Annotated in this window: 24 protein-coding genes; 13 read left to right on the top strand and 11 right to left on the bottom strand. The window is 68.1% G+C overall.

Going from position 1 to position 24792, the window contains the following annotated elements:
• Positions 1–70: 70 nt before the first annotated feature.
• From VDQ18_RS13460 to VDQ18_RS13450, 3 genes are all read right to left on the bottom strand, one after another.
• On the bottom strand, positions 71–1138 hold the full coding sequence (locus VDQ18_RS13460) for a 4-oxalomesaconate tautomerase (RefSeq protein ID WP_323021447.1): 1068 nt from the start codon (positions 1136–1138) through the stop codon (positions 71–73).
• A gap of 97 nt (positions 1139–1235) precedes the next feature.
• On the bottom strand, positions 1236–1907 hold the full coding sequence (locus tag VDQ18_RS13455) for a 4-carboxy-4-hydroxy-2-oxoadipate aldolase/oxaloacetate decarboxylase (RefSeq protein ID WP_323021446.1): 672 nt from the start codon (positions 1905–1907) through the stop codon (positions 1236–1238).
• Positions 1908–2060: 153 nt separating this feature from the next.
• Positions 2061–2795, bottom strand: coding sequence for a PIG-L deacetylase family protein (locus VDQ18_RS13450; RefSeq protein ID WP_323021445.1), 735 nt, complete (start codon positions 2793–2795; stop codon positions 2061–2063).
• 121 nt (positions 2796–2916) lie between these two features.
• Here VDQ18_RS13450 and VDQ18_RS13445 point away from each other — a divergent pair, with 121 nt between their 5' ends.
• Both VDQ18_RS13445 and VDQ18_RS13440 read left to right on the top strand, forming a co-directional pair.
• Positions 2917–3759, top strand: a complete 843-nt coding sequence (locus VDQ18_RS13445; protein WP_323021444.1) for a DUF1932 domain-containing protein — start codon at positions 2917–2919, stop codon at positions 3757–3759.
• Positions 3756–4931 carry a LysR family transcriptional regulator gene (locus VDQ18_RS13440; RefSeq protein ID WP_323021443.1) on the top strand — a complete coding sequence of 392 codons (1176 nt, stop codon included), beginning with the start codon at positions 3756–3758 and terminating at the stop codon, positions 4929–4931. Before VDQ18_RS13445 ends, VDQ18_RS13440 begins: the two co-directional genes overlap by 4 nt.
• Before the next feature lie 120 nt (positions 4932–5051).
• Here VDQ18_RS13440 and VDQ18_RS13435 read toward each other — a convergent pair whose 3' ends face one another.
• From VDQ18_RS13435 to VDQ18_RS13405, 7 genes are all read right to left on the bottom strand, one after another.
• Positions 5052–6632 carry an acyl-CoA dehydrogenase family protein gene (locus tag VDQ18_RS13435; protein WP_323021442.1) on the bottom strand — a complete coding sequence of 527 codons (1581 nt, stop codon included), beginning with the start codon at positions 6630–6632 and terminating at the stop codon, positions 5052–5054.
• On the bottom strand, positions 6629–7930 hold the full coding sequence (locus VDQ18_RS13430) for a TRAP transporter large permease subunit (RefSeq protein WP_323021441.1): 1302 nt from the start codon (positions 7928–7930) through the stop codon (positions 6629–6631). The genes VDQ18_RS13435 and VDQ18_RS13430 overlap by 4 nt, the downstream gene beginning before the upstream one ends.
• Positions 7927–8421 carry a TRAP transporter small permease gene (locus VDQ18_RS13425; protein WP_107749808.1) on the bottom strand — a complete coding sequence of 165 codons (495 nt, stop codon included), beginning with the start codon at positions 8419–8421 and terminating at the stop codon, positions 7927–7929. The genes VDQ18_RS13430 and VDQ18_RS13425 overlap by 4 nt, the downstream gene beginning before the upstream one ends.
• A gap of 75 nt (positions 8422–8496) precedes the next feature.
• Complete coding sequence (gene dctP / locus VDQ18_RS13420; RefSeq protein ID WP_323021440.1) at positions 8497–9621, bottom strand: TRAP transporter substrate-binding protein DctP; 1125 nt, start codon at positions 9619–9621, stop codon at positions 8497–8499.
• Positions 9622–9652: 31 nt separating this feature from the next.
• On the bottom strand, positions 9653–10534 hold the full coding sequence (locus VDQ18_RS13415; protein WP_323021439.1) for an amidohydrolase family protein: 882 nt from the start codon (positions 10532–10534) through the stop codon (positions 9653–9655).
• Positions 10525–11001 (bottom strand): MarR family transcriptional regulator, encoded by a 477-nt coding sequence (locus VDQ18_RS13410; RefSeq protein WP_323021438.1) that lies wholly within the window; start codon positions 10999–11001, stop codon positions 10525–10527. Before VDQ18_RS13410 ends, VDQ18_RS13415 begins: the two co-directional genes overlap by 10 nt.
• Positions 11002–11005: 4 nt before the next feature.
• Positions 11006–11779 carry a crotonase/enoyl-CoA hydratase family protein gene (locus tag VDQ18_RS13405; protein ID WP_323021437.1) on the bottom strand — a complete coding sequence of 258 codons (774 nt, stop codon included), beginning with the start codon at positions 11777–11779 and terminating at the stop codon, positions 11006–11008.
• Between the two features lie 156 nt (positions 11780–11935).
• Between VDQ18_RS13405 and VDQ18_RS13400 the strand changes: the two genes are divergently transcribed.
• The 9 genes from VDQ18_RS13400 (at position 11936) to VDQ18_RS13360 (ending at position 21164) form a co-directional block, all read left to right on the top strand.
• Entirely contained in the window at positions 11936–13768 is a 1833-nt protein-coding gene (locus VDQ18_RS13400) for a feruloyl-CoA synthase (RefSeq protein ID WP_323021436.1), read from the top strand.
• 3 nt (positions 13769–13771) lie between these two features.
• On the top strand, positions 13772–14533 hold the full coding sequence (locus VDQ18_RS13395; RefSeq protein ID WP_323021435.1) for an SDR family NAD(P)-dependent oxidoreductase: 762 nt from the start codon (positions 13772–13774) through the stop codon (positions 14531–14533).
• A gap of 330 nt (positions 14534–14863) precedes the next feature.
• A complete protein-coding gene (locus VDQ18_RS13390) occupies positions 14864–15616 on the top strand; it encodes a GntR family transcriptional regulator (protein ID WP_323021434.1) in 753 nt (250 codons plus the stop codon).
• A gap of 106 nt (positions 15617–15722) precedes the next feature.
• Positions 15723–17135 (top strand): vanillate/3-O-methylgallate O-demethylase, encoded by a 1413-nt coding sequence (gene ligM / locus VDQ18_RS13385; RefSeq protein WP_323021433.1) that lies wholly within the window; start codon positions 15723–15725, stop codon positions 17133–17135.
• Positions 17136–17364: 229 nt separating this feature from the next.
• Positions 17365–18354, top strand: a complete 990-nt coding sequence (locus tag VDQ18_RS13380; protein ID WP_323021432.1) for a TRAP transporter substrate-binding protein — start codon at positions 17365–17367, stop codon at positions 18352–18354.
• The gene (locus VDQ18_RS13375; RefSeq protein WP_323021431.1) at positions 18355–18864 is read left to right on the top strand and encodes a TRAP transporter small permease; all 510 of its coding nucleotides are present in this window, start codon (positions 18355–18357) and stop codon (positions 18862–18864) included.
• Positions 18861–20165, top strand: coding sequence for a TRAP transporter large permease (locus VDQ18_RS13370; RefSeq protein ID WP_107749818.1), 1305 nt, complete (start codon positions 18861–18863; stop codon positions 20163–20165). The genes VDQ18_RS13375 and VDQ18_RS13370 overlap by 4 nt, the downstream gene beginning before the upstream one ends.
• Positions 20165–20845 (top strand): alpha/beta hydrolase, encoded by a 681-nt coding sequence (locus tag VDQ18_RS13365; protein WP_323021430.1) that lies wholly within the window; start codon positions 20165–20167, stop codon positions 20843–20845. The genes VDQ18_RS13370 and VDQ18_RS13365 overlap by 1 nt, the downstream gene beginning before the upstream one ends.
• A 4-nt stretch (positions 20846–20849) precedes the next feature.
• Positions 20850–21164, top strand: a complete 315-nt coding sequence (locus VDQ18_RS13360) for a YciI family protein (RefSeq protein ID WP_323021429.1) — start codon at positions 20850–20852, stop codon at positions 21162–21164.
• Here the strand turns inward: VDQ18_RS13360 and VDQ18_RS13355 are convergent.
• Entirely contained in the window at positions 21161–22396 is a 1236-nt protein-coding gene (locus VDQ18_RS13355; RefSeq protein ID WP_323021428.1) for a LysR family transcriptional regulator, read from the bottom strand. The genes VDQ18_RS13360 and VDQ18_RS13355 overlap by 4 nt on opposite strands.
• A gap of 59 nt (positions 22397–22455) precedes the next feature.
• On the opposite strand from VDQ18_RS13355, the gene VDQ18_RS13350 reads away from it, so the two are divergent.
• The gene (locus VDQ18_RS13350) at positions 22456–23832 is read left to right on the top strand and encodes an aminomethyl transferase family protein (protein WP_323021427.1); all 1377 of its coding nucleotides are present in this window, start codon (positions 22456–22458) and stop codon (positions 23830–23832) included.
• Positions 23833–23843: 11 nt separating this feature from the next.
• A complete protein-coding gene (locus tag VDQ18_RS13345; RefSeq protein WP_323021426.1) occupies positions 23844–24737 on the top strand; it encodes a methylenetetrahydrofolate reductase in 894 nt (297 codons plus the stop codon).
• Positions 24738–24792: the final 55 nt, after the last annotated feature.

The raw sequence follows: 24792 nt of genomic DNA, 5'->3' as shown, positions 1-24792 counted from the left end.
CCCTGCTTCAAGGAGGGTTTTCCACCCTCCTTGAAAATCCTCCCGAGGATATTTCAAGAACGAAGAGGCGTCAGGCGTGCGGGAAGACCCGGCCGTCGAAGAGCTTGCGCGCGGTGCGCAGCGTGCCCGCGCCGGTGACCTCGCCCTTGGCGTCGGTCTCGATCAGCACCTCGGCGGCGCCGGTCGGGTGCTCGATCAGGTAGCGGCCGTCCGAGGGCAGGCTCGCAAGTTTCGCAGCGGGCGAACCCTCGAGCGTGCAGGCGGTGGCGACGCTGACCGCAGCGAAAACGCCGATCGAGGCGTGGCAGCGGTGGGGGATGAAGCTGCGGGTGCTGATCGCGCCGCCATTCCGGGCGGGCGAGACCAGGGTCATCTTCGGCACCGATTTGTCGGTCACGTCGCCGAGGTTCATCAGCGGCCCGACCTGCAGGCGGATCGCCTCCAGCTTCGCCTTCAGCGCGCTGTCACCATCCAGCGCCTCGCGGCTTTCCTCGCCCGTCAGGCCGAAGGCCGCGGCTTCCATGATCACGCAGGGCATGCCGTTGTCGATCAGCGTGCAATCCACCCCGTCGATCACATCGACCACGTTGCCCGAGGGCAGGAGGCTGCCGCACATCGACCCGGCGATGTTCTGGAACATCAGGGGCACCGCGGCATGGCTGCCCGGCACGCCGTCGATCCGCGCGTCACCCCGGTAGCTGACCTTGCCGCCCGGGGTCTGGACCCGGGCCAGCGCCACCTCACCGGTGTTCAGCATGTGGATCCGCACCGGCGTCTCGTCACCCGCAGGCGCGACCAGCCCGCGCTCGATCGCCGCCGGGCCCACGCCGGCCAGGATATTGCCGCAGCCCTGAGCGTCGGAAACCAGCGCCTGGTCGACATAGACCTGCAGGAAGAGGTAATCCACATCCGCATCAGGGCGCGACGCCGGGGCCAGGATCGCCACCTTCGAGGTCAGCGGATCCGCCCCCCCGATCCCGTCGATCTGCCGCGCATCGGGCGAGCCCATGATCGCCAGCAGCAGCGCATCGCGGGCCGCCGTATCGCGGGGCATGTCGGCTGCCAGAAAATACGCCCCTTTCGAGGTCCCGCCCCGCATCCAGAGACACGGGATTCCCTCTTCAACCGGATCGCCCATCTTTGTTCTCCAAATATCCACGGGGGGTTTCCAAAGGGGGGAGCGTGCTCCCCCCTTTGGCGAGGGGGTGCGGGGGGCGAGAAGCCCCCCGCTTCCGTCAGATGTACTTGAGGCCCTTTTCCTCAAGCCGCGGCCGCATCTTGTAGATGTCGAGCCCCAGCTCGCCCGAGGCCAGCTTGACGCGCTTGGCCTCCTCGGCGTCAAGGCGCACCTGCGCGGCCTTCGCCACCTCGGCCGCCTTCGCGCGCGGCACGATGACCACGCCGTCGTCATCGGCGATCACCACATCGCCCGGGTTGACCAGCGCACCGGCGCAGACCACCGGCACGTTGACCGAGCCCAGCGTCTCCTTCACCGTGCCCTGGGCCGAGACCGCCGTCGACCAGACGCCGAAGCCCATGCCGCGCAGATCGCGGGTGTCGCGGACGCCCGCGTCGATGATCAGCGCCTTGCAGCCCCGCGCCATGGCGCTGGTGGCCAGCAGATCGCCGAAATAGCCCATGTCGCAGGGCGAGGTCGGCGCCAGCACCATCACGTCGCCCGCCTGCAATTGCTCGATCGCCACATGGATCATCCAATTGTCGCCGGGCGGCGCCGAGATGGTCACGGCCGAGCCGCAGATCGTCAGATCCTGCTGGATCGGGCGCATCTTGCAGCCCATCAGGCCGGTGCGGCCCTGGGCCTCGTGCACGGTGGCGACGCCCGCCTTGCCGAGGGCCTCGATGACCGCCTTGTCGGCGCGGTCGATGTTCTGGACGACGACTCCCATGGGATCAGCCTTTCTGTTCGGCGCAATGGTCGGCTCTGGGCCGGATCGTGAAGGGGCGAAAGCCCCGAAACAGGCGGGGGCACCGTCGGCCGGTGCCCCCGTGACCCCCCGGCGCGGGCTTGCAACCGCGCGGGGGAAACGGAGCCTCGGCTCTCAGAGTTCGTCCACCGTGCGCGGGAAGATCGACTCGAAGCCTTCGGCGTATTTGCAATCGCGCCCGCCGGACATGCCGCCCGAGTTGCGCTTGAAATGGTTGGCGCGCTGCTGGGCGACGCGGGTGTAATAGTCCCACAGATGGACCTGGCCGTTCATGTGCTCCATGGCGGCGCGCTTCTTTTCCCAGACGGGCGTGATGTCGAGGAAGACCGAGGGCTTCCAGCCCATCTGCTCGGTCTGGTGCGGCTCGAAGAGGTACACCTGCGGCGCGCCCAGAACCTTCTCGCCCGGATTGTGGCCCCAGGCCTGCGCGGTGGCGCGGCATTCGAGCACGATCTGCGTCGTGTTCATGTGGTCCGAGTTATAGGGGTCCCAGCGCGAATGCGACATCATGAAGGCGGGCTGCACGTCGCGCATGACCTGCACCAGCTTCATGCGGTCGTCGCGGGTGAAATCCATCGGGTAATCGCCGAGGTCGAATTCCACGAGGTCATGCACGCCCAGCACCTTGGCTGCGGCTTCCGCCTCGGCGCGACGGATCGACTTCACCTCGTCAAGGGTCTTGCCCTCTTTCCACAGCTTGGCGCTTTCGCCGCGCTCACCGTAGGAGAGGCAGGCGACGGTGACGTTGTAGCCCAGCTCGGCATGCAGCGCGATCGCGCCGCCGCAGCGCCAGACGAAATCGGCGGCATGGGCGCTGACGATCAGCGCGGTCTTTTTCTTCTCGGTCATGGAAAGCTCCTCCAGATCTGGGCGCAATCTGCGCATCCGGCGGGCGGAAGTCCAATCGGAAAGCCGTGCGCGGGTATAAGAGAGTGCTATAGTCATGCCCGGCAGAAGGACGGAGGCAGCCATGCAGACACTCGCATTCATCGGCTTCGGCGAGGCCGGACAGGCCTTTGCGGACTCTGTCGCGCAGCCCGCGCGGGTCACGGGTTTCGACCTGAAGGACCGCGCCGCGGCCATGGCCGGGCTGGGGGTGGAGGCCGCGCCCGACCGCGGGGCGGCGCTGGCGGGGGCCGGGGCGGTCTGGTGCCTCGTCACCGCCGACCGGGCCGAGGCCGCGGCGCGGGAATGCGCGCCGCATCTGCCGCCCGGCACGCTCTGGTTCGACGGCAATTCCTGCTCGCCCGGCACCAAGGGCCGCGCGGCGGCGGTGATCGGGGCCGCGGGCGGGCGCTATGTCGATGTGGCCATCATGGCGCCGGTGCATCCGCTGCGTGCCGCCGTGCCGCTCCTGGTCGCGGGGCCGCATGCCGCAGCGGCGGAGGCGGCGCTCCTCGGCCTTGGCATGAAGCCCACATTGGTGGGCGAGACGGTGGGCCAGGCCTCGACCATCAAGATGCTGCGCTCGGTGATGATCAAGGGGATCGAGGCGCTGACCGCCGAATGCCTGCTGGCCGCGCGGACCGCCGGGGTCGAGGGCAAGGTGCTGGCCTCCTTGCAGAAATCGGACCCGGGCTTCGACTGGGTCCAGCGCTCGGCCTATAACCTCGAACGGATGGCCGCGCATGGCATCCGCCGTGCGGCCGAGATGCGCGAGGTGGCGAAGACGCTGACCGAACTGGGCCTGCCCGACCGCATGGCCGCGGCGACGGCGCTCTGGCAGGACCAGCTGGGCGCGCTTGGCGTGCCGATGGAGGACGAAGGCCTCGAGGCCCGCGCCGATGCGCTGCTGGCGGCGCTGCGCGGGTGACACCCAACCTGCGCCACCTGCGGGTGTTCCTGGCCGTCCTCGCCACCGGCACGGTGACCGGGGCGGCGCGCGCCTGCCATGTCTCGCAACCCGCCGCCTCGCAGGCCATGGCCCGGCTCGAGGCCGAGGCGGGATTGCCGCTCCTCAACCACGGGCGCGACGGGGCGGGGCCGACCGAGGCCGGGCGCGCCTTCGGCAGGCGGCTTCGCCGGGCGCTGGGGCGGCTCGATGCGGCGCTGGCGGCGGTGGCGCCGCGGCTGGTGCTGACCGCGACCCGGGCGCAGCTGACGGCGCTGATCGCCGTGCGCGACGCCGAGAATTTCACCCTCGCCGCGCACCGGCTGGGCCTTGCCCAGCCCAGCGTCCACCGCGCCGTGACCCAGCTTGAATCCGAGGCCGGGCGCCCGCTCTTCCAGCGCAACGGCCGCCGCGTGCAGCCGACCCGCGCCGCCGAGGCACTGGCCGATGCCGCGCGGCTCTGCTTTTCCGAACTCGACCAGGCGGCGGCGGATCTGGGCGAGATCTCGGGGCGCGAGGCCGGGCGCATCATCATCGGCGCCATGCCGCTGTCGCGCTCGATCGTCCTGCCCCGGGCGCTGGCCGAGTTCCGCCGCCTGCGCCCGGCCACGGCGCTGAGCGTGGTCGACGGCCCCTACGAGGACCTCCTGGCCGGGCTGAGGCGGGGCGAGATCGACCTGCTGATCGGCGCGCTGCGCCAGCCCGCCCCGGTGCCGGATGTGACCGAGGAACGGCTCTTCACCGACGATCTGGTGCTGGTCGCGCGCCCGGGCCATCCGCTGCTGGCCGCGCCGCTGACGGCGTCGGCGCTGACGGGTTTCCCCTGGATCCTGCCCCGCGCCGACACGCCTTCGCGCGCCCATTTCGAACAGGCGCTGGACGCGCTCGGGGCGGGGGATCTGCCGCGCCCGGCGCTCATCGAATGCGGCTCGGCGATCCTGATGCGGGAATTGCTGCGCCTGTCCGATCATATCGGCTGTATCAGCCGCCTGCAGGCCAGCGCCGAGATCGCGCTGGGCGCCATGGTGCCGCTGGATCTGGCGCTGCCGGGGTCGGCGCGGCCCATCGGCCTCAGCCACCGGGCCGACTGGCTGCCGACGGCCGCCCAGGCCCAGTTCGTGGCGATCCTGCGCGCCCTCGGGCAGGGCCTGTGACCCGTTCCCGAGGGGCGTTGCTGCGGGCGGGCCCCGCCCCATCTTTGTTCCTCAAATATCCCGGGGGGTGCGGGGGGCTGGCCCCCCGCCGTGGTCGCCCGAGGACCGAGGGCGAAACCCTCAGGCCACCATCGGTGCCTCGGCCTTGGCGATGTGGAACGCCATCAGCGCCGGGGCGGCGGCGAGGAAATGGCGGGCTTCGGGCGTCCCGGCGATGCGGCAGGACAGCCAGGCCTGCACCGCCACCCAGCCCGCGCGCAGCACCCCGTCGGCCATCCAGGCCTGCCGCTCGCGGTCAGGCTCAGTCGCGGCGCGGGCGATGAAGGCGGCGAAGCTTTCGATGACCGCCCGCGCCTGCGGGTGGTCGGCGGCTTCGGCCCGGGCGCGGCACAGGAAGACCCCCAGCCCCTTGCCGCCGTCGCCCAGCGTCTGGCGCAGGAAGAAATCCTGCCCCTGCATGCCGGTCGTGCCCTCGTAGATCGCATAGACCCGGCTGTCGCGCAGCGATTGCTCCAGCGGGTAATCCCGAGTGAAGCCCGAGCCGCCCAGCACCAGAATGGACTTCGCCGCCGTGTCGAAGGCGAGTTCCGCGCCGAAATTCTTGATCAGCGGCAGCATCCATGCGGTGAAGCGGGCCAGATCCTCGTCCTCCGAGGACAGATCCGCGGAACAGGCCGCTTCAAGCAGCGCCAGCCGGTAGAGGTCGATGGCGCTTTTCATCTCGATCAGCTGGCGGCGCACATCGGGGTGGGTGATGATCGGAACCGGCGGCTCCTTGGGATTGCCGCCCTGGCGGCGGTCCTGGGCATGCCGGGCCGCCACGTCGTAGCATTTCAGCGCCGCCCCCAAGCCCTGGCAGGCGACCGACAGGCGCATGTGGCGGATCATCGAGAACATCTGCGGCAGGCCGCGGCCCTCTTCGCCGATCAGCCGGGCGGGGGCGTCCTCGAATTGCAGCGCGCAGGTGGGCGAGCCGTGCAGGCCCATCTTCTCCTCGATGCGTTCGCAGGTCACGCCCGGGCCGCGCTCGACCAGGAACAACGACAGGCCCCGGGTGCCGGGCGCGTCGCCGGTGCGGGCCAGCAGGCAATGGCCGATGCGCTCCCTCAAGTCATGGTCGCCAAAGCTGATCCAGATTTTCTGGCCGCTGACCCGCCAGGTCCCGTCGTGCTGCTTCACCGCGCGGGTGCGGATGCGCCCCACGTCCGAGCCCGCGCCGGGCTCGGAGATGCAGATCGTGGCCGAGCGTTGGCCCGCCGCCAGCGCCGGGACCCAATCGTCGCGGATCTCGGGCCCGGCCCAGTCGGTGAGCAGCAGCGCCGCCGAGCGTGTGCTGACCACCGCCATGTTGAACGCCGGGCAGGCGCGGTCGAACATCGGGCCCGAGGCGGCGTAGAGCGCGAGCGGCATGCCCATCCCGCCCAGTTCTTCCGAGACCTCCAGCCCCATCCAGCCGCCCTCGGCAAGCGTGTCGAAGGCGGGGTGATAGGCCTCGGGCACCCGGACGCGGCCGTCCAGGTAGCGCGCGCCTTCGCGGTCGGCGATGACATCGAGCGGCGCCACGACCTGTTCGGCGACCTTGGCGGCCTCGGTCAGGATCGAGTCCAGCGTCTCGTCATCCAGCGCGCCGCGGGCGCGGCTCCAGCTGGGGGTGCGCGAAAGGGCGTCGCGCATCGCCTCGGCGTCTTGGCGGTAGGTCACATCAGGCTCGGCAGGTAGAGGATGAAGGCGGGGAAGGCGATCGACAGGATCACCACGACAAGGTCGGCGCCGAGGAAGGGCACCACGCCCCTGAAGATCTGCGTCACCGTCGCGTATTGGCTGGCCACGTTTCGGATGACGAAGACGTTCATGCCGACAGGGGGCGTGATCATCCCGATCTCCAGCAGCTTGACCAGCAGGACGCCGAACCACACCAGGTCGATGCCTTCCTGCCGGAAGATCGGCAGCAGCACCGGCAGCGTCACCATCATGGCGCCGAAGGGCTCCATGAACATGCCGAGGATCAGGTAGATGATCACGACCACGGCCATCAGCTGCCAATAGGGCAGGTCGGCCCCGGCGACGAAGTTCGACAGGAACCCGGACAGCCCGGTGAGGCCGAGGAAGCGGGTGAACATCGCCGCGCCCACACCGATGATGAAGAGCGAGGCCGAGGTCTGCAGCGTCTCGATCATCGAGATGCGGAAGATGCTCCAGGTCAGGCGCTTGGTGACGATGCCGATGATCAACGATCCCAGCGCGCCGACCGCGCCCGCTTCGGTGGCGGTGAAGGTGCCGGTGAAAAGGCCGCCGAACACCACGCCCATCAGCAGCAGCACGGGCCAGATGTTGAGCAGCGCCTTCTTCGTGTCCAGCCCCTCGGCATCGAGCGGCCGGGGCGGGGCGATGTCGGGGCGCAGCCAGCAGGTCAGCAACACGATCACCGAGTACGAGATCGCGGTAACGATGCCGATGGTGATGCCGCCGACGAAGACCTTGGTGATCGAGGTCTCGGCGAAGACGCCATAGACGATCATCAGAATGGACGGCGGGATCAGCGCGCCGATGGTGCCGCCCGCCGCGATGGAGCCCGCGGCGAAGCTGGGCGAATAGCCCGAACGGACCATTTCCGGAATGGCGATCCGGCCCATGGCGGCGGCGGTGGCCAAGGACGAGCCGCAGACCGCGGCGAAGCCCGAACAGGCGAAGATGGACGAGATGGCGAGCGCCCCGGGCACCCGGCGCAGCACGGCCTTCGCGGCCTCGAACAGCCCGGCGGTCAGGCCCGCGTGGTAGCTCACGAAGCCCATCAGCAGGAACATCGGCACGGCCGAGAGGGTCCAGTTGGCGATGAACGAGAAGGGCGTGTTCGACACGATGCCGATGGCGGGCGTCAGGCCCAGCATCCAGGCCACGCCCCCGAACGAGACGCCGATCAGGCCGATTGCCACCGGCACCCGCAGGGCCAGCAGCACGAAGAGGACGGCGACGCCCATGAAACCGACGGTGATGCTCATACGCGCGGATCCTTGAGGGGCGAAACGAGACGGATGAAGGTGACCAGCGCGGCCAGGCCGAAGCCCAAGGGCGGGATCCAGTAGGCGGGCCAGGTCAGCACGCGGACGTTATTGGCCATTAGGAAGCTGCCGGTGGCCGAATTTCGGATCGCCACCTGCCAGGTGACATAGGCCAGCACGCCGTAGACGATCATCGAGATCAGCGAGACGATGCGGTCGGAGAGGCGCTTGACGAAGGGGCTCATGAAGCCCTCCAGCACCTCGACCTGCACCATGCCGCCGGATTTCTCGACCCAGGCGAGTGGGATGAAGGCGAGCGCGACCATGTAGTAATTCGTCACCACCTCGAAGGTGGCGGGGATCGGGCGGTTGGTGAGGTTGCGCAGGGTGATGTCGGCGGCGACATGCAACATGAGGGCGATGGTGGCGATCGCTCCCAGCAGCGCGAGCAGCGACAGTGCCGCGTCCTCGATCCGTTCCAGACGGTTCATCGGAAGCTCCGGTTGCCTTGCGGGCCAAGCAGGACAGGAAACCGCCGGGCCCGGAAGGGGCCCGGCAGTCGGGGATCACTGGCCGTAGGTCGCGTAATCGACGTTCGCCCAGACCGCGTCATAGACGCGCTGCGCCATCTGCACGGGGTCGTTGTCGACCTCGATGGCCACGGCTTCCCACTGGGCATAGAGCTCTTGGAAGCGGGCGATGCGATCGGCGGCATCGGCGATGCCGAAGCGCTCTTGTGCGATGGTCGCGGCGGTCGCGGCCTCGGTCGCGACGAACTCCTGCACGGCGGCGATGAATTCGTCATCGGCCTGATAGAGCTCGATCCCGGCGGCGCGCGCGGCTTCTTCCGCCTCGGCCGGCATGGTGTGGCCCCAGCGGTTGGTGAAGTCGGCGTTGGCGCGGTTCGCGGCGCGGGCCATGGCGGCGCGGTCCTCGACCGAGAGTTCCGACCAGGTCTGGCCCGAGGTCATGAAGTTCGAGGTCGCCTGATAGAGGCCCAGCGGCAGGAAGGTGACGTGACGGATCACATCGACCAGCCGGAACGAGATCAGGTCGGCGATCGAAGCCATCGAGCCGTCGACCACGCCCTGGCTCACCGCCTCGAAGGTGTCGTTGACCGAGATCTGCGCGGGCACGGCGCCGAAATGCTCGGCAAAGCGGGCCCAGGGGCTGCCGCCCGAGCGCAGGCGCAGGCCTTGCAGATCCTCGACCGAATGCACCGGACGGGTCGAGAGGATCTCGTAGACGTCGGATGCGCCCGACCCCAGATAGACGAAGCCGAAATCATGCAGTTCCTGCAGGCAGGGCTCGCATTCGACGATCCACTGGGTCATCGCCGCGGCGGCAGCCTGGCTGTTGCCCGAGGTGAGCGACAGCTCGCCCGCCAGCGACATGTGCGGCAGTTCGGCCGGGAAGTAGAGGGGCAGGAAGTTGCCGACCTCGGCCACCTGGCTTTGCAGCGCGTCCTTCATCTGGCCCAGGTTCACCACTTCCGGGCCGAGCATCGTGGTGCCGAGGCGGCCTTCCGATTCCTCGGGCAGGTATTGCGCGAAGTTGGTGTAGAGGACGCCGTTCGCGGGGTGCGCGGGCGGTGCGGCCGGGGCGATGCGAAGGACGCGGTCCTGCGCGGCGGCGCTGAAGGCGAGGACCGACGCGGCCAGCGTCAGCCCGGCAAGTTTCGTGAGTTTCATCATTGGTCTCCTCCCAAGGACGCCCGATTGCTCAGAGGTTCAGCAACCTCTTCGCGTTTTCTTTCAGGATGAGGGGGCGCACCTCGTCCCGAAAATCGGCTTTCTCGAAATCGGCAAGCCACCGGTCGGGGGTGATGGCCGGCCAGTCCGATCCGAACAGCATCTTCTTGCGCAACATGGTGTTGGCGTATTGCAGCAGGATCGGCGGGAAATACTTCGGCGACCAACCCGACAGGTCGATGTAGACATTGGGCTTGTGGGTCGCGACCGAGAGCGCTTCCTCCTGCCAGGGGAAGGAGGGATGCGCGAGGATGATCTTCAGGTCGGGGAAATCGACCGCCACATCGTCCAGATACATCGGGTTCGAGAACTTGAGCCGCATCCCCATGCCGCCCCGCATCCCCGAGCCGACGCCGGTCTGGCCGGTGTGGAAGAGGGCGATGGCGCCTTCGTCCTGGATTGCCTCATAAAGCTCATAGGCCATGCGGTCGTTGGGGTAGAAGCCCTGCATGGTCGGATGGAACTTGAAGCCCTTCACGCCGAAGTCGCGCACCAGCCGCCGCGCCTCGCGCACGCCGACCTTGCCCTTCCAGGGGTCGATCGAGGCGAAGGGGATCAGGATGTCGTCATTCTCGGCACAGATCTGGGCGACTTCCTCGTTGTGGTAGCGCCGGAAGCCCGTCTCGCGCTCGGCATCGACCGGGAAGATCACCGCAGCGATGCGGCGCTCGCGGTAATAGGCGGCGGTATCCTGCACGGTCGGCAACATGCCCTCGGCGCCGGCCGGGTTCTTGAAATAGGCGGCCATGCCGGACTGGAACTCGTTATAGCCATCATCCCGGCACGAGTCGCAGGGCTCCTCGGCATGGGTGTGGATGTCGATGGCGATGATATCGTCGAGATTCAGGGGCATTCGGGACCCTCGTTGAAGGACAGTTTCTTGAGCAGCGCCAGAAGCGCTGCATTCTCGGCATCGGTCAGCCCGATGCGTTCGGCGCGGTGGACCGACAGGAAGCGCTTGTGGTGCCGGTCGACATGGGCCTGGCCCGCCTGCGTCAGCTCCAGCCGGACCGAGCGGCGGTCCTCGGGCGGGACGGTGCGCTTGAGGTGCCCCGCGCGGACCAGTCGCTGCACCAGCTTGGTCATATGCGCGGGCTTGATGTTCAGCGTCCGGGCCAGCGAGCCCTGTTTCAGCCCGGGGTTCATGCCCACGACCTGAAGCACGGTGTATTCGCCGGGCCGGACATCGGTCCCGGCGAAATCGCGGAAGAACTGGTCGTAGGCGCGGGTCTGGGTCATGCGCAGCATGAAGCCGACCGACTCGTTCAACGCGCCCAGCTCGACCGTTTCGTCTTCTGCCGTGGTGAAGGGCGCGTTCATCGCCTCACCCGTTCGGGTTGGTGACCTTGCCTGCCTTTTTCGACAGGAAGGCATTCAGCCGCGCTTCCGCCTCGGGCGAGGTTGCCGTGAACGAGGCGATGAAACTTTCGACAAACAGACCGTCGTCCGAGCCCATGTCGGCGATCCGCGGCAGGGCATGGATGATCGCATAGGTCGAGATCTCGGCATTGGTGGCGGCGTGCTTGGCCAGCTCGATGGCCTTGGCCAGCGCCTCGCCCGCATCGACCACGTAATTGGCGATGCCCCAGCGCTCGGCGGTGTCGGCATCGACCGAGCGGCCGGTGAGCATCAGGTCGGTCATCCGCGACACGCCCATCAGCCGGGCCGAGCGCACCGAGGCGCCGCCGCCGACGAAGATGCCGCGCTGGCCTTCGGGCAGGGCGAAGAACGCCGTCCGGTCCGCCACGCGCACATGCACCGACGAGGCCAGCTCCAGCCCGCCGCCGACCACCGCGCCGTGCAGCGCCGCGAACCACGGCAGCTTGCCGCGCTGGATGCGGGCGAAGACCTCGTGCCAGCGCCGCGAGCCGTGCACGCCTTCGAACGGGGTCTTCTTGACGTGTTCGGCCAGATCGAGCCCGGCGCAGAAATGCGGGCCGTGGCCGTGGATCACGGCGGCCTTGGCGCGCGCCTCGACCTCGGTGATGACGTCGTTCAGTTCTTCGATGAACGCATCCGAAATCGCGTTGCGCTTCTGCGGACGATTCAAGCCCACAACGGCGACATCGCCGTTATACTCAAGAGTGAGGTAATCCATGTCGTGCCCTGTCGCCCTGACGTGTCTGTGGTGGCGAACCGCTCCCCCCGGGCCGATTCCCGAGGAAGTATCCGCGCAAAAAGTATCCGTGTAAACAAACATTCGCTATCCGGGGAAATTGTATCCATGTAAACTTTCTCTCGGGAGGAAGGCATCATGACAGAATCACCCTTGCGCGCCGTCAGGCTGTGGCAACCGGATATCGACTGGGAACGCCGGGACGACGGTTCGATCCTGGTCTGGCAGAACGGCAAGCTGGGCGACTATCCGCACCGTATCTCGGACCGCATCCATCACTGGGCCGACCGGACGCCCGAGCGTACCTGGATGGCCGAGCGCGGCGCCTCGGGCGACTGGGAGCGGGTGAGCTTCGCCGAGATGCTGGCGCGCGTGCGCGCCATCGGTCAGGCACTGCTCGACATGGGGCTGTCCACCGAGCGGCCGCTGATCATCCTGTCCGCGAATTCCGTGGCCCATGCGCTGATGGCGTTGGGCGCGCAATATGTCGGCATCCCCTCGGCCGCCATCGCCCCGGCCTATTCGCTGGTGGCGGGCGAGTTCGGCAAGCTGATCTCGATCCGCGAACAGATCACCCCCGGCGCCGTCTTCGTCGAGGATACCGCCCCCTTCGCCCGCGCTGTGGGCGAGGTCTTCGGCGACCTGCCGCTGCTGGCGGTCCGGGGCGAGGGCGTGACGCTCGACTGGGCCAGGCTCAACGCGACGCCGGTCACGCCCGCCGTCGACAAGGCCAATGCCGCGACCGGGCTCGATACGGTGGCGAAATTCCTCTTCACCTCGGGCACGACGGGCAGTCCCAAGGCGGTGATCACCACGCAACGCATGCTCTGCGCCAATATGGAGCAGGTGGTCGATTGCTACGCCTTCCTCAAGGACGAGCCGCCGGTGATCCTGGACTGGGCGCCCTGGAACCACGTCGCGGCCGGGAACCTGGTGTTCAACGCGGCGATCTGGAACGGCGGCACCTTCTATATCGACGGGGGCCGCCCGACGCCGCAGATGATGCCCGAGACGATCCGCAACCTGCGCGAGGTCGGCACCAACTGGTATTTCAACGTGCCCTTCGGCTACGAGATGCTGGTCGAGGCGATGGAGGACGATCCCGACCTCGCCCGCGCCTTCTTCTCGAAGCTGAAGTTCAAGTATTACGCTGGCGCTGCCATGGCGAGCCACACCTGGGAGGCGCTGGAGCGTCTGGCCCAGAAGGCAACCGGCGAGCGGATCCAGCTGGGCACCGGCCTCGGCTCGACCGAGACCGCGCCCTTCGCGCTCTTCAACACCGATCCCGACGCGGCGCCCGGCAACCTCGGCGTGCCCGCCAAGGAGATCTTGCTGAAACTGGTCCCGACCGAGGGCAAATGGGAGGCCCGCGTCAAGGGGCCGAACATCACCCCCGGCTATTGGCGCAACCCCAAGCTCACCGCCGAGGCCTTCGACGACGAAGGCTTCTATTGCCTGGGCGACGCGCTGCGCTTCGCCGATCCCGAGGATCCCTCGAAGGGCTTCTTCTTCGACGGCCGGGTGGCCGAGAACTTCAAGCTCTCGACCGGGACCTGGGTCGGCGTCGGCGCGCTGCGCGCCAAGCTGACCGACGCGTTGGGCGGCTATGCGCGCGATGCGGTGATCGTGGGCGAGGGCGAGGATTGGCTGGGCGCGCTGCTGGTGCCCTTCCGCCCTGCCATCGAGAAGCTGGTGCCGGGCGGCGAGGCGATGGCGGATGCCGATCTCTTCACCCATCCGACGCTCAGGGCCGAACTGGCCAAGCGGCTCGCGGCCTATAACACCACCGCCACCGGCTCGTCCCTGCGGGTGCCGCGGGTGATGATGATGGTGGAATCCCTCAGCATCGAGCGGGGCGAGGTCACCGACAAGGGCTCGGTCAACCAGCGCGCCGTGCGGGCGCATCGGGGCGATCTGGTGGCGGCGATCTATGCGGGCGACGCGCGGGTGATCGAAAGCGGAAAGGAATAAGCGATGCAGATCGAGGGAACATCGGCGCTGGTCACCGGCGCGGGCTCGGGCCTGGGCGAGGCGACGGCACGGATGCTGGCGGCGCGTGGCGCCAAGGTCTGCGTCCTGGACCGCGAGGCCGACAAGGGCAGGGCGGTGGCCGAGGCCATCGGCGGCGTGGCCTTTGCCGGCGACGTGACCTCCGAGGGCGATGTCACCGCCGCGCTGGACGCGGCGACGGCGGCGCATGGGGTGCCGCGGATCGTGGTGAACTGCGCCGGGATCGGCACCGCGGGCCGGGTCCTGGGCCGCGAGGGACCGCTGGCGCTGGAGGTCTTCCAGCGCACGATCACCGTCAACCTGGTGGGCAGTTTCAACGTGCTGCGGCTGGCTTCGGCGCGGATGGCCACGGCCGACCCGCTGGAGGACGGCGAGCGGGGCGTGGTGATCAACACTGCCTCGGTCGCCGCCTGGGACGGGCAGATCGGCCAGGCGGCCTATTCCGCTTCGAAGGGCGGGATCGTCGCCATGTCGCTGCCGATCGCCCGCGAACTGGCGCGGGTCGGCGTCCGGGTCAACGTCATCGCGCCGGGCATCTTCCTCACGCCCTTGCTCTACACCCTGCCGGAAGAGGCGCAGAAGGCGCTCGCCGCCGACATCCCCTTCCCGCAGCGGCTGGGCGATCCGGCGGAATTCGCCGATGCGGTCTGCTTCATGGCCACCAACCGCTACGTCAACGGTGAATGCCTGCGGCTGGACGGCTCAGTCCGGTTGAAGGCGAAATAACTCCGCCGCGCTGTTGCGCGGGTTGAGAGACCCGGGAGGGTTTTCCACCCTCCCCCAGCCGCGCCACGGGCGCGGCGTTCTCGGCTGAAACGTGCCACTGGCACGTTTCCGAGACGCCGATCACCCACCCGGAGGATATTTGAAGAACAAAGATGCGCGGTTAAGAAAGTCCTAACGCCCATCTTTGTTCCTTAAATATCCTCGGGGGTGAATTCGGCGTAGCCGAAGAGGGGGCAGAAGGCGCCCTCGCGCCCTTGCCGCCCGCGCGGCGGAAAGGGTTTGCGGCGCCACCGGGAATGTATACATTCACTGTATACACCGGGGGGAACCATGGCCGAATCCAAATCCGTCAACCTGACCAAGCGCGCGACCTACGAGCTGCGCCAGCGGATCATCCACGGCGGGTTGCCCGGCGGCACGCGGCTTTACGAGGTGGCGCTGAGCGAGGATCTGCAGATCTCCCGCACCCCCGTGCGCGAGGCCATGTCCCGGCTGGCCGAGGAGGGGCTGCTGGAACGCGCGCCCGGCGGCGGCTTTCAGGTGCGCAGTTTCACCCTGCGTGACGTGACCGACGCCATCGAACTCCGGGGCGTGCTGGAGGGTACCGCCGCCCGCCTCGCCGCCGAGCAGGGCGCGGAACCCCGCGCGCTGGCCGAGATCGGCGCGATCCTCGACCGGCTCGATGCCTGTTTCGCCACCGGCACCGTGGGCGCCATCGACTTCGACGGCTACAGCGAGCTGAACGCGCAATTCCACACCCGGCTGGCGGAATTGTGCCAGAGCCCGGTGATCCTGCGCGAGCTGGAACGGGTGAAATCGCTGCCCTTCGCCTCGCCCTCGGCCTTCGTGCTGGGCTCGAACGAGAACGCGCGCTCGTATCATTCGCTGGTCGTGGCGCAGGTGCAGCACCGGGCCATGGTCCAGGCCATCGAGCGCCGCGAGGGTGCGCGGGCCGAGGCCATCGCCCGCGAACATGCCCGCATCGCCCGGGCGAACCTGGAATCGACCTTCGTCACCGATGCGCAGACCCCCGAGGCGATGCCCGGGATCGCGCTGATCGTGCGCGAGGGGCGGTCGGGGTGATGCATACAAATTGATGCCGATCCGCCGCGGATCGGTCGAATCCGCTTGCAAAGGCGGCCCCCTCTGAGCAATGTGTATACATTCTTGCCTTGGGAGGAGAATCGAGATGGCTGCTACCAGCCTTGAAGCCCTGATCGCGGAGAAGGGCGGCAACCCCGTCGACATCCTGCGCAACTCGAAGATCGGCATGTATGTCTATCCGGTCGTCGCGCCTGAATTCTCGAACTGGCGTGTCGAACAGGAAGCCTGGCGCCACAGCGCGGTGCTGTTCGACCAGTCGCACCACATGGACGAGGTCATCGTCGAGGGCCCGCAGGCCACCGAATTCCTCGCCTATCACGGCATCAACGCCTTCGGGAACTTCGGCCTGAACCGCGCCAAGCACTATGTGCCTGTGACCCCCGCCGGCCATGTCATCGGCGACCACATCATTTTCCGCGAGCGCGAGGACAAGTACATCCTCGTCGGCCGCGCGCCGACCTCGAACTGGCTGATGTTCGCTGCCGCCTATGGCAAGTGGAACGTGCGCCTGCGCTATGACCCGCGCAGCCCCAGCCGTCCGGAAGGCGAGCGCGTCCTGCGCGAGCATTACCGCTTCCAGATCCAGGGCCCTGACGCCAACGCCATCTTCGAGAAGATGAACGGCGGCCCGATCCCGGACATCAAGTTCTTCCACGTCGACTGGATCAACATCGGCTCGAAGAAGGTGCAGGCGCTGCGTCACGGCATGTCCGGCGCGCCGGGTCTGGAGATCTGGGGTCCCTACAAGGACAAGGATTACATCCACTCGACCATCATGCAGGCCGCCCGCGACGCCGGTGTGAACTTGGTTCAGTGCGGCTCGCGCGCCTACTCGACCAACACGCTGGAATCGGGCTGGATCCCCTCGCCGCTGCCCGGGATCTACACCGGCGACGGCATGACCAAGGCCTTCCGCGAATGGCTGGGTGTCGACATGTACGAAGCGGCGGGCGCCATCGGCGGCTCGTTCGTCTCGGACAATATCGAAGACTACTACGTCAACCCGTTCGAACTGGGCTATGACTTCTACATCGGCTGGAAGAAAGACGATTTCGTCGGCAAGGCCGCGCTTGAGAAGATCAAGGCCGAAGGTCCGAAGCGCAAGAAAGTCACGTTCGAATGGAACCGTGACGACGTGCTGAAGGTCATCGCCTCGTCCTTCGAGCAGGGCACGCCCTACAAGTGGATCGACTTCCCGCAGCCGAACTACGCCTCGTCCTCGGCCGACATGGTCTGCAAGGAAGACGGCTCGATGGTCGGCATGTCGATGTTCAACGGCTATTCGTTCAACGAACGCTGCCTGCTGAGCCTCGGTGTCGTGTCGACCGACGTGCAGATCGGCGACGTGCTGACCCTGAAATGGGGCGAGCCCGAGCCGACCGGCAAGACCTCGACCGAGAAGCACAAGCAGGCGGACATCCGGGTCCGCGTCTCGCCGACGCCCTATTCGTCGGAAGCGCGCACCAACTACGCCGACAGCTGGCGGACCCGCAGCTAAGACCGGACAGGACGGCGGCGGGTCACCCCGCCGCCGTTTCCGCTTCGGAGGGGCGGCGTTCCGCGCCGTCCTCGCCGCATCGGGCGGGCGCCCTGCCGGGGAGGCAGGTATAGCCCGGTCTTATGCCCGGTGCCGCGAAAACGATTTTGTCGCGCGCCGTTTCCGGTGATAGTGGCGCGGACGCACGTCGAACCGGGGCATCGAGGCCCCGAACCTGGGAGGAACTGCCATGCTTGACTTCACCACCCTGCGCACCGCGGGTGCGGCGCTGGCCGCTGCCGCCGTCCTGGCCGCTCCGGCCACCGCCACGACCCTGCGCCTGGCCCATTGGGTGCCGCCGCAGCACACGCTGACCGCCTCGACCATCGAACCCCTGCAGGCCGCCGTGTCGGGTGCGGGCGTCGAGATCCAGGTCTATCCCGGCGGCGAACTGGGCGCCGGTCCCCTGGAGCAATATGTCCGCGCCGTGACCGGCGTTGCCGACATCGTCTGGGGGCTTCAGGGCTACACCTCGTCGCAATTCCCGCGCACCATGATCTCGGAACTGCCGGGCGCGCTGCCCGAGGGCATGCACGGCTACGACATGCTGTGGAACGCCCAGGAAGCGGGCCTGCTGGATGGCGAATTCCCCGGCACCCGGCCGCTGGCCCTGTGGCTGTCCGAGCCCAACGTCTTCATCATGCGCGACCATGACATCCGCACCCCCGCCGATGTGGCCGGGCTGAAGATCCGCGTCTCGGGCTCGGCTGCCGCCGCCGCCGTCGAGGCGCTGGGCGCGACCCCGGTGCAGATGCCCGCGGGCGAGATCTACAACGCCCTGCAGACCGGCCTGATCGACGGCGTGATCACCGGCGCCTCGGCGATCGGCGATTTCCGTCTGGACGAGGTGGCGAACAGCTACACGCTGGGCGCGCCCTTGGGCCGCATCTCGTTCTACCTGGTCATGAACCAGGGCGCTTATGACGGGCTCTCGGATGACGAGCGCGCCGCGCTCGACGCCATCGCCGGCCGTCCGCTGTCGCAATCGGCCGAAGAAGGCTGGAACGCCCGCGCCCAGCAGGTGATCGACCAGATCAGCGCCACCGGTGACAACACCGTCTACACGCTGACCCCGGAAGAGGCCGAGGCCTTTGCCGCGCTGACCCTGCCGGTCCGTGACGCGGTCGTCGCCACCGTCGATGGCGGCGCCGAAGTCCTGAGCGTGATGCAGGGCCAGTAAGTGCTTCGCACGCTTGACACTTTCGCGGGCAGGGTCATCGCCCTGTCCGCGATCCTCGGCACGCTGGGGCTGATCGGCGAAGTCGTCGTCATCCTGATCGACGTGGCCGGGCGCTATTTCGGCTCGCCCCTGAGGGGCGCGCAGGATCTGACGCAGATGGGGATGGTGGTCCTCGTCTTCGGCGGCATGGCGCTGTGCGACCGGCAGGGCGGGCATATCGCCGTCGACCTGTTCGAGCGCAAGATGCCCGACTGGATGATCCGCCTGACCGACCTGCTGGCCGCGGCCACCGGGGCGCTGATCTTTTCCGGCATCGCCTGGCAGATGTGGAAATCCGCCGCCATCAGCCGGATGCTGAACCTCGCCACCAATATCATCTACCTGCCGAAGGCCTGGTTCCAGTACTACATCGTCGTCTGCTGCATCATCACCGCCGTCGGGATGCTGCTGCGCGTGGTGTCGCTGCTGATGGGCGGGCCGATCCGGCGCTCGGAAGGTCACCAATCATGAGCGAACTCGCCATTGGCATCATCGGCATGGCGAGCCTCTTCGTCCTGCTGGGTTTCCGCATTCCGGTCGCCTTCTCCATGTTCGTGGTGGGCTTCCTGGGCATCGCCGCGATGCGCGGCTTCAATGTCGCCGTCAATTACCTCGCCTCCGAACCCTTCACGCTGGGCGCCTCGGCCGAGCTGGTGGTGGTGCCGCTCTTCATCCTGATGGGCAACGTGGCCACCGAAACCGGCATGAGCCGCAGGCTCTATGACGCGGCCTATGCCATCATCGGCTCGGTCCGGGGCGGGCTTGCCTCGGCCACGATCATCGGCTGCGGCGGTTTTGCCGCGCTTTCCGGCTCGTCGGTCGCCTCGGCGCTGACCATGGGCCGCGTCTCGCTGGGCGAGATGGAGCGCTTCGGCTACGACAACCGCCTCTCGACCGGCTCGGTCGCGGCGGGCGGCACGCTGGGCATCCTGATCCCGCCCTCGACCGGCTTCGTCATCTACGCGATCCTGACGCAGGAATCGATCGGCCGGCTGTTCCTGGCGGGCGTGCTGCCGGGCCTTCTGCTGCTGGCGATGTTCGTGCTGACCATCATCCTGATGTGCTGGATCTGGCCCGAGATGGGCCCCGCGGGTCCGCGCACCACCCTGACCGAGAAGATGCGCGCCATGATCGGCGCTGTGCCGATCCTGTCGGTCATCGTCGTCACCATCGGCGGCATCTATACCGGCATCTTCTCGCCGACCGAGGCTTCGGCCGTCGGCGCGGGCCTGATTATCGCCATCGGCCTCATCAGCCGCACGCTGACGCTCAGGGTCTTCTGGAACGCGGCCAAATCCTCGGTCACCACCACCGCCACGGTGATGCTGATCCTGATCGCGGCCCATATGATTATTCCCTTCCTGGCGCTGACGCATATCCCGCAGCAGCTGGGCGCCTTCCTCTCGGGTCTCGACGTGCCGCCGCTGGTGGTGCTGGGTCTGATCCTGTTCTGCTACCTGATCCTGGGCTGCTTCCTGGAAGGCTTCGCCATGCTGGTGCTGACGATGCCGATCTTCTTCCCGGTGATCCAGCAACTGGGGCTCGACCCGATCTGGTTCGGCGTCCTCGTGGTGCTGACGCTGGAAATGGGGCTGATCTCGCCCCCCGTGGGGGTCAACGTCTTCATCGTCAAGTCGCTGGTGCCGCATGTGACGCTGGGCACGATCTTCCGCGGCGTGGTGCCGTTCTGGATCGCCATGATGGTGACGCTGGGCCTGCTGGTGGCTTTCCCGCAGATCGCGCTCTACCTGCCCAACACGATGATAAACTGATGAACGTTCTGCTGATCCCCGGCCTCCTGTGCGATTCCTATTGCTGGGGGCCGGTCGTTTCGCGTCTGCCCGAGGCCCGCGTCGCCGATCTGTCCACCCAGGACAGCATCACCCGGATGGCGCAGGATCTGCTGGACCTCAACCCGGGCCCGCTGCGGGTCGCCGGGCATTCGATGGGCGCCCGTGTCGCGATCGAGATGACCCGCCTTGCGCCCGAAAGGATCGAGCGGCTGGCCCTGCTGGATACCGGGATCCACCCGCTGAAACCCGGCGAGCCCGACAGCCGGGCCGAGATCGTCCGCTACGCCTATGACCATGGGATGCAGGCTTTGGCCGCGCGCTGGCTGCCGCCGATGGTCTGGGAGGGCAACCAGTCGAACGCGCAGCTGATGGCGGAGCTCACCGCCATGGTGCTGCGCATGGACCCCGACCTGCACGCCCGCCAGATCAAGGCGCTGGTCGACCGGCCGGATGCGGTAGCGGGGCTGGCCGGGGTCGCCTGTCCGGTGCTCCTGATGGTCGGCCGGCAGGACCAATGGTCGCCCGTCGCCCAGCACGAGGAGATGCAGCGCCTCGTCCCCGGCGCACGGCTGGAGATCATCGAGAACGCCGGCCATTTCGCCCCGGTCGAGCAGCCCGAGGCTGTCGCCGACCTTCTGGTCCCTTTCCTGTCGGAGTAACCCCATGTTCTTCCTGATGGAATGCCTGCACAACGAGGGCGTGGCCGAGGCCCGCGACCGCCTGCGCCCGGTGCATCGCGACTGGGTGAAATCGGGTGGCGAGGGTCTGGCTTCGGTGCTGATCGGCTCGGCCGTCTGGGCCGATGACGGCGACGCCATCGGCCATTGGGGCATCCTGGAAGCCGAGACGCCCGAGGCCGCCCGCGCCTTTGCCGCGGGCGATCCCTTCGCCGTCGAGGGCGTGGTGCGCGAGGTCAAGGTCACGCGGCTGGCCGACACCTTCATGGCCGACCGGGTGAGCCCCCGGATGACCCTCTAGACCAGCCCGAGCGCCGCGATATGACGCCTCAGGCACGCCACGAACACGTCTACCGCCGCCGGTGCGGGCGTGTCGGCGCGGCGGGTCAGGCCGACCGGCACGCGGGGATCGGGGAGAGTGACATCGAGGCGCTTCAGCTCGGGGTTCAGCCGGGCCAGACGCTCGCGGTTGTAGCACAGCATCGCCACGGATTCGCTGCCCAGGCTCATCTGTTCGGCATTGGCGAAGGAAAAGATCTCGACCGACTGCGTCTGCGGCGGGCGGGGGGCGTTCAGGAAGAAGGCCTCGAAATAGCGACGCACCGGCGTGCCATGCGGCGCCACGCTCCAGTTGAGCCCGGCCAGCGCCTCGAGCGTCAGCGGGCCGTCGTGGCAGGGATGGTCGCGGCGGGCGATCATCACGTATTCCTCGTCGTAGAGCCATTCCTCGGTCAGGCCGGGCGGCGGCGGGACGCGCAAGGTGCCCATGATCAGGTCGATCTCGCCCCGTTGCAGCGCGTCGACCAGCATGGAATAGCCCCCCGGCACCGCCACCAGCCGCAACCGCGGATGGTCGCGGGTCATCTCGGCGAAAGCCTCGATCACCAGATTCTGCCCGGAAAACGGCAACATGCCGACCGCGACCCGCCCGCTGAGGCCGGTGGTGCTGCTGTCCAGAAGCCCGGCCAGCGCGCCCAGCTCCTGCGCCACCTCCTGCCACAGGAAGGCCAGATCCCGCGCGACCGGCAGGGCCTGCAACCCGTCGCGGCGCCGGGCGAAAAGGGGCTGTCCGGCATAGCCCGCGACCTCGCTCAGCGCCTGACTGACGGCGGGCTGCCGCATCCCCAGCGCCTGCGCCGCGGCCGAGGCGCTACCGGCCCGGACGCAGGCCGAGACGGCGCGCAGATGGCGCCAGCGGGCCAGCGCCGCCAGCCGGGCCGGGGGATGGGCTGCGTCAAACGCCTCGATCCGGTTCAGCACCCGCTGGCATTGCCGCGCCACCACATCGCCCGCAGCTGTGGTGTCGGTCCCCGACCAGCCGCGCTGGAAGAGCGTGATGCCCAGCCGCTCCTCGGCGGCGCGGACATGGCGCGACAGGGCCGACTGGCTGAGGTTCAGCGCCTCGGCCGCCTGCGCGGTGCGGCGATGCTCGGCCAGCGCCCGGACGGCGCGGATCTCGGCGGCGGAGAGGGGCAGGGCGGGGCTCATCGCCCGGATATAAGCAAAGTGGCGGGTGATATTCAAATCGAACATAAGCGGGCCGGCGCGCGCCCTGCTATGGACGGGTCACAGGTTTCGCAAGGGAGGATTCCGTGACCGTCAAATCGCTCACCGACAAGCTCAACGCCGAGGGCAACCCGGCCCGCATGATGTACAACGCCCCGACCGGGCGCTACGCCTTCCCCATCGCCTCGGAATTCACCCATTGGGCCGAAGAGCAGCGCGCCTGGCGCGAGGGCGTGGCGCTGATGGACCAGTCGTTCCACATGACCGACCTCTATGTGTCGGGGCCCGATACGATCAAGCTGCTGGAACACGTCGCGGTCAACAGCTTCAAGGGCTTCGGCCGCAACAAGGCCAAGCAGATCGTCTGCTGCAACGAGGACGGCTACCTGATCGGCGATTGCATCGTCTTCGGGCTGGAGGATGACGCGGTCAACATCGTCGGCCGCCCGCCGGTGCCGAACTGGGTGCAGTTCCACGCCGAGACCGGCGATTGGGACGTCAAGATCGTCCGCGACCAGCGCAGCCTCGACGACCCCGACAAGCCGCGCCTGACCTATCGCTACGAGATTCAGGGGCCGAAGGCGCTGGACCTGCTCAATGCGGTTAACGAGGGCGGGCCGCTGACCACCAAATTCTTCAACATGGGCGAGATCACCATCGCCGGCTGCGTCGCCCGCACGCTCAGCCACGGCATGGGCGGCTCGCAGGGGTTGGAGATCTTCGGCCCGGCGGCGGAGGGTCCCAAGGTGAAGGCGGCGCTGCTAAAAGCCGGTGAGGCCTTCGGGCTGCGGCAGGTGGGGTCCCGCGCCTATGCCTCGGCCGCGGCGGAATCGGGCTGGGTGCCCTCGCCGCTGCCCGCGATCTACACGGGCGAGGCGACCGGCGCCTATCGCGACTGGCTGCCCGCGAACGGCTTCGAGGGGATGAGCACCATCGGCGGCAGCTTCGTCTCGGACAAGGTCGAGGATTATTACTTCACCCCCTGGGATCTGGACTACGGCCGGGTGGTGAAATTCGACCACGATTTCATCGGTCGCAAGGCGCTGGAGGCCATGGCGCCGGGGCCGCATCGCCAGAAGGTGACGCTGGTCTGGAACCCCGACGACGTGGCGGACCTGTTCCGCGGTCTTCAGGACACCGACGGGCTGGCGCCCAAGATCATGGAAATGCCCGCGGCGCATTACGCGGCCCATCCCTATGACCGGGTGGAAAAGGACGGCGCGCTGGTCGGCGTCTCGATCACGCCGATCTATTCGGCCAATGAACGCGCCTTCCTGTCGCTGGCCATCGTCGCGCCCGAGATGGCGGTGACCGGCACCGAATTGTCCGTGGTCTGGGGCGAACCCGATGGCGGCAGCCGCAAACCGGCGGTGGAACGCCACCGGCAGGTGACGCTGCGCGCCACGGTCCACCCCTGGCCCATTCACGAGGCCTCGCGCCTCACCTACCGAAACCAGAGCTGAGGAGATCTGAGATGGCCCTGTTCAACCTGCGCCCCACCAAGGGGACTGCACCCAAGTCCGACGCGCTGGCCGCGCTTCTGGACGGGGCCTCCATCGAGGTGATGCCCCGCACCGCCGCCAAGATCGAGAGCTTTGCCGAGATCCTGCCGGCGGGCACCCGGGTCTATGTCGCCCATATCGAGGGCACGCCGATCGACGAGATGGTCGCCACGGTGAAGCGACTGACGGACGAGGGCTTCGCGGCGATGCCGCATGTCCCCGGCCGGATCATCGACAGCCGCGCCACGCTGGAGACCTGGCTGAAGCGCTACCGCGAGGAAGCGGGCGCCGAGCAGGCGCTGGTTCTGGCGGGCGGCGTGCCGACCGTGGCGGGCGAGTTCACCTCGGCCATCGACCTCCTGAAGACCGGGCTTTTCGACCAGCTGGGCTTCAAGCGGCTGCATGTCGCGGGGCATCCCGAGGGCAACAAGGACATCGACCCGGCGGGCGGCACCAAGGTGGTGGACGAGGCGCTGATGTGGAAGCAGGGCTTCTCGCAGCAGACCGACGCCGAGATGGCGATCGCCACGCAGTTCGCCTTTGAATCGGGTCCGATCATCGCCTGGGCCGAGCGGCTGGCGGCGATGGGGATTACCCTGCCGATCCATCTGGGCGTGGCGGGTCCGACCAAGCTGCAGACGCTGATCAAATTCGCCATCGCCTGCGGGGTGGGGCCGTCGCTCAGCGTGTTGCAGAAGCGGGCGATGGATCTGACCAAGCTGCTGGTGCCCTTCGCGCCGACCGACCTGCTGACCGAGATCGCCGCCTATCGCGCGACGAACCCCGACAGCCTGCTGCAGAAGGTGCATCTGTTCCCGCTGGGCGGGATCAAGACCTCGGCCGAGTGGCTGGGCGAGCATCGCTGAGGAAGCGGGGGGGGGGGGGGGGGGGGGGGGGGGGGGGGGGGGGGGGGGGGGGGGG

Origin of the sequence: Pararhodobacter sp. (genome assembly GCF_034676075.1) — a bacterium.
Lineage (GTDB): Bacteria > Pseudomonadota > Alphaproteobacteria > Rhodobacterales > Rhodobacteraceae > Pararhodobacter.
The sequence above is the reverse complement of the archived record's forward strand: the minus strand, read 5'-3'. Positions and strand labels throughout refer to the sequence as shown.

Excerpts from the sequence above, each read along its gene's own strand:
- VDQ18_RS13460 (WP_323021447.1), bottom strand. The coding sequence starts at position 1,138 with ATGGGCGATCCGGTTGAAGAGGGAATCCCGTGTCTCTGGATGCGGGGC.
- VDQ18_RS13455 (WP_323021446.1), bottom strand. The coding sequence starts at position 1,907 with ATGGGAGTCGTCGTCCAGAACATCGACCGCGCCGACAAGGCGGTCATC.
- VDQ18_RS13450 (WP_323021445.1), bottom strand. The coding sequence starts at position 2,795 with ATGACCGAGAAGAAAAAGACCGCGCTGATCGTCAGCGCCCATGCCGCC.
- VDQ18_RS13445 (WP_323021444.1), top strand. The coding sequence starts at position 2,917 with ATGCAGACACTCGCATTCATCGGCTTCGGCGAGGCCGGACAGGCCTTT.
- VDQ18_RS13430 (WP_323021441.1), bottom strand. The coding sequence starts at position 7,930 with ATGAGCATCACCGTCGGTTTCATGGGCGTCGCCGTCCTCTTCGTGCTG.
- VDQ18_RS13425 (WP_107749808.1), bottom strand. The coding sequence starts at position 8,421 with ATGAACCGTCTGGAACGGATCGAGGACGCGGCACTGTCGCTGCTCGCG.
- dctP (WP_323021440.1), bottom strand. The coding sequence starts at position 9,621 with ATGAAACTCACGAAACTTGCCGGGCTGACGCTGGCCGCGTCGGTCCTC.
- VDQ18_RS13415 (WP_323021439.1), bottom strand. The coding sequence starts at position 10,534 with ATGCCCCTGAATCTCGACGATATCATCGCCATCGACATCCACACCCAT.
- VDQ18_RS13410 (WP_323021438.1), bottom strand. The coding sequence starts at position 11,001 with ATGAACGCGCCCTTCACCACGGCAGAAGACGAAACGGTCGAGCTGGGC.
- VDQ18_RS13405 (WP_323021437.1), bottom strand. The coding sequence starts at position 11,779 with ATGGATTACCTCACTCTTGAGTATAACGGCGATGTCGCCGTTGTGGGC.
- VDQ18_RS13400 (WP_323021436.1), top strand. The coding sequence starts at position 11,936 with ATGACAGAATCACCCTTGCGCGCCGTCAGGCTGTGGCAACCGGATATC.
- VDQ18_RS13395 (WP_323021435.1), top strand. The coding sequence starts at position 13,772 with ATGCAGATCGAGGGAACATCGGCGCTGGTCACCGGCGCGGGCTCGGGC.
- VDQ18_RS13390 (WP_323021434.1), top strand. The coding sequence starts at position 14,864 with ATGGCCGAATCCAAATCCGTCAACCTGACCAAGCGCGCGACCTACGAG.
- ligM (WP_323021433.1), top strand. The coding sequence starts at position 15,723 with ATGGCTGCTACCAGCCTTGAAGCCCTGATCGCGGAGAAGGGCGGCAAC.
- VDQ18_RS13380 (WP_323021432.1), top strand. The coding sequence starts at position 17,365 with ATGCTTGACTTCACCACCCTGCGCACCGCGGGTGCGGCGCTGGCCGCT.
- VDQ18_RS13370 (WP_107749818.1), top strand. The coding sequence starts at position 18,861 with ATGAGCGAACTCGCCATTGGCATCATCGGCATGGCGAGCCTCTTCGTC.
- VDQ18_RS13365 (WP_323021430.1), top strand. The coding sequence starts at position 20,165 with ATGAACGTTCTGCTGATCCCCGGCCTCCTGTGCGATTCCTATTGCTGG.
- VDQ18_RS13360 (WP_323021429.1), top strand. The coding sequence starts at position 20,850 with ATGTTCTTCCTGATGGAATGCCTGCACAACGAGGGCGTGGCCGAGGCC.
- VDQ18_RS13355 (WP_323021428.1), bottom strand. The coding sequence starts at position 22,396 with ATGTTCGATTTGAATATCACCCGCCACTTTGCTTATATCCGGGCGATG.
- VDQ18_RS13345 (WP_323021426.1), top strand. The coding sequence starts at position 23,844 with ATGGCCCTGTTCAACCTGCGCCCCACCAAGGGGACTGCACCCAAGTCC.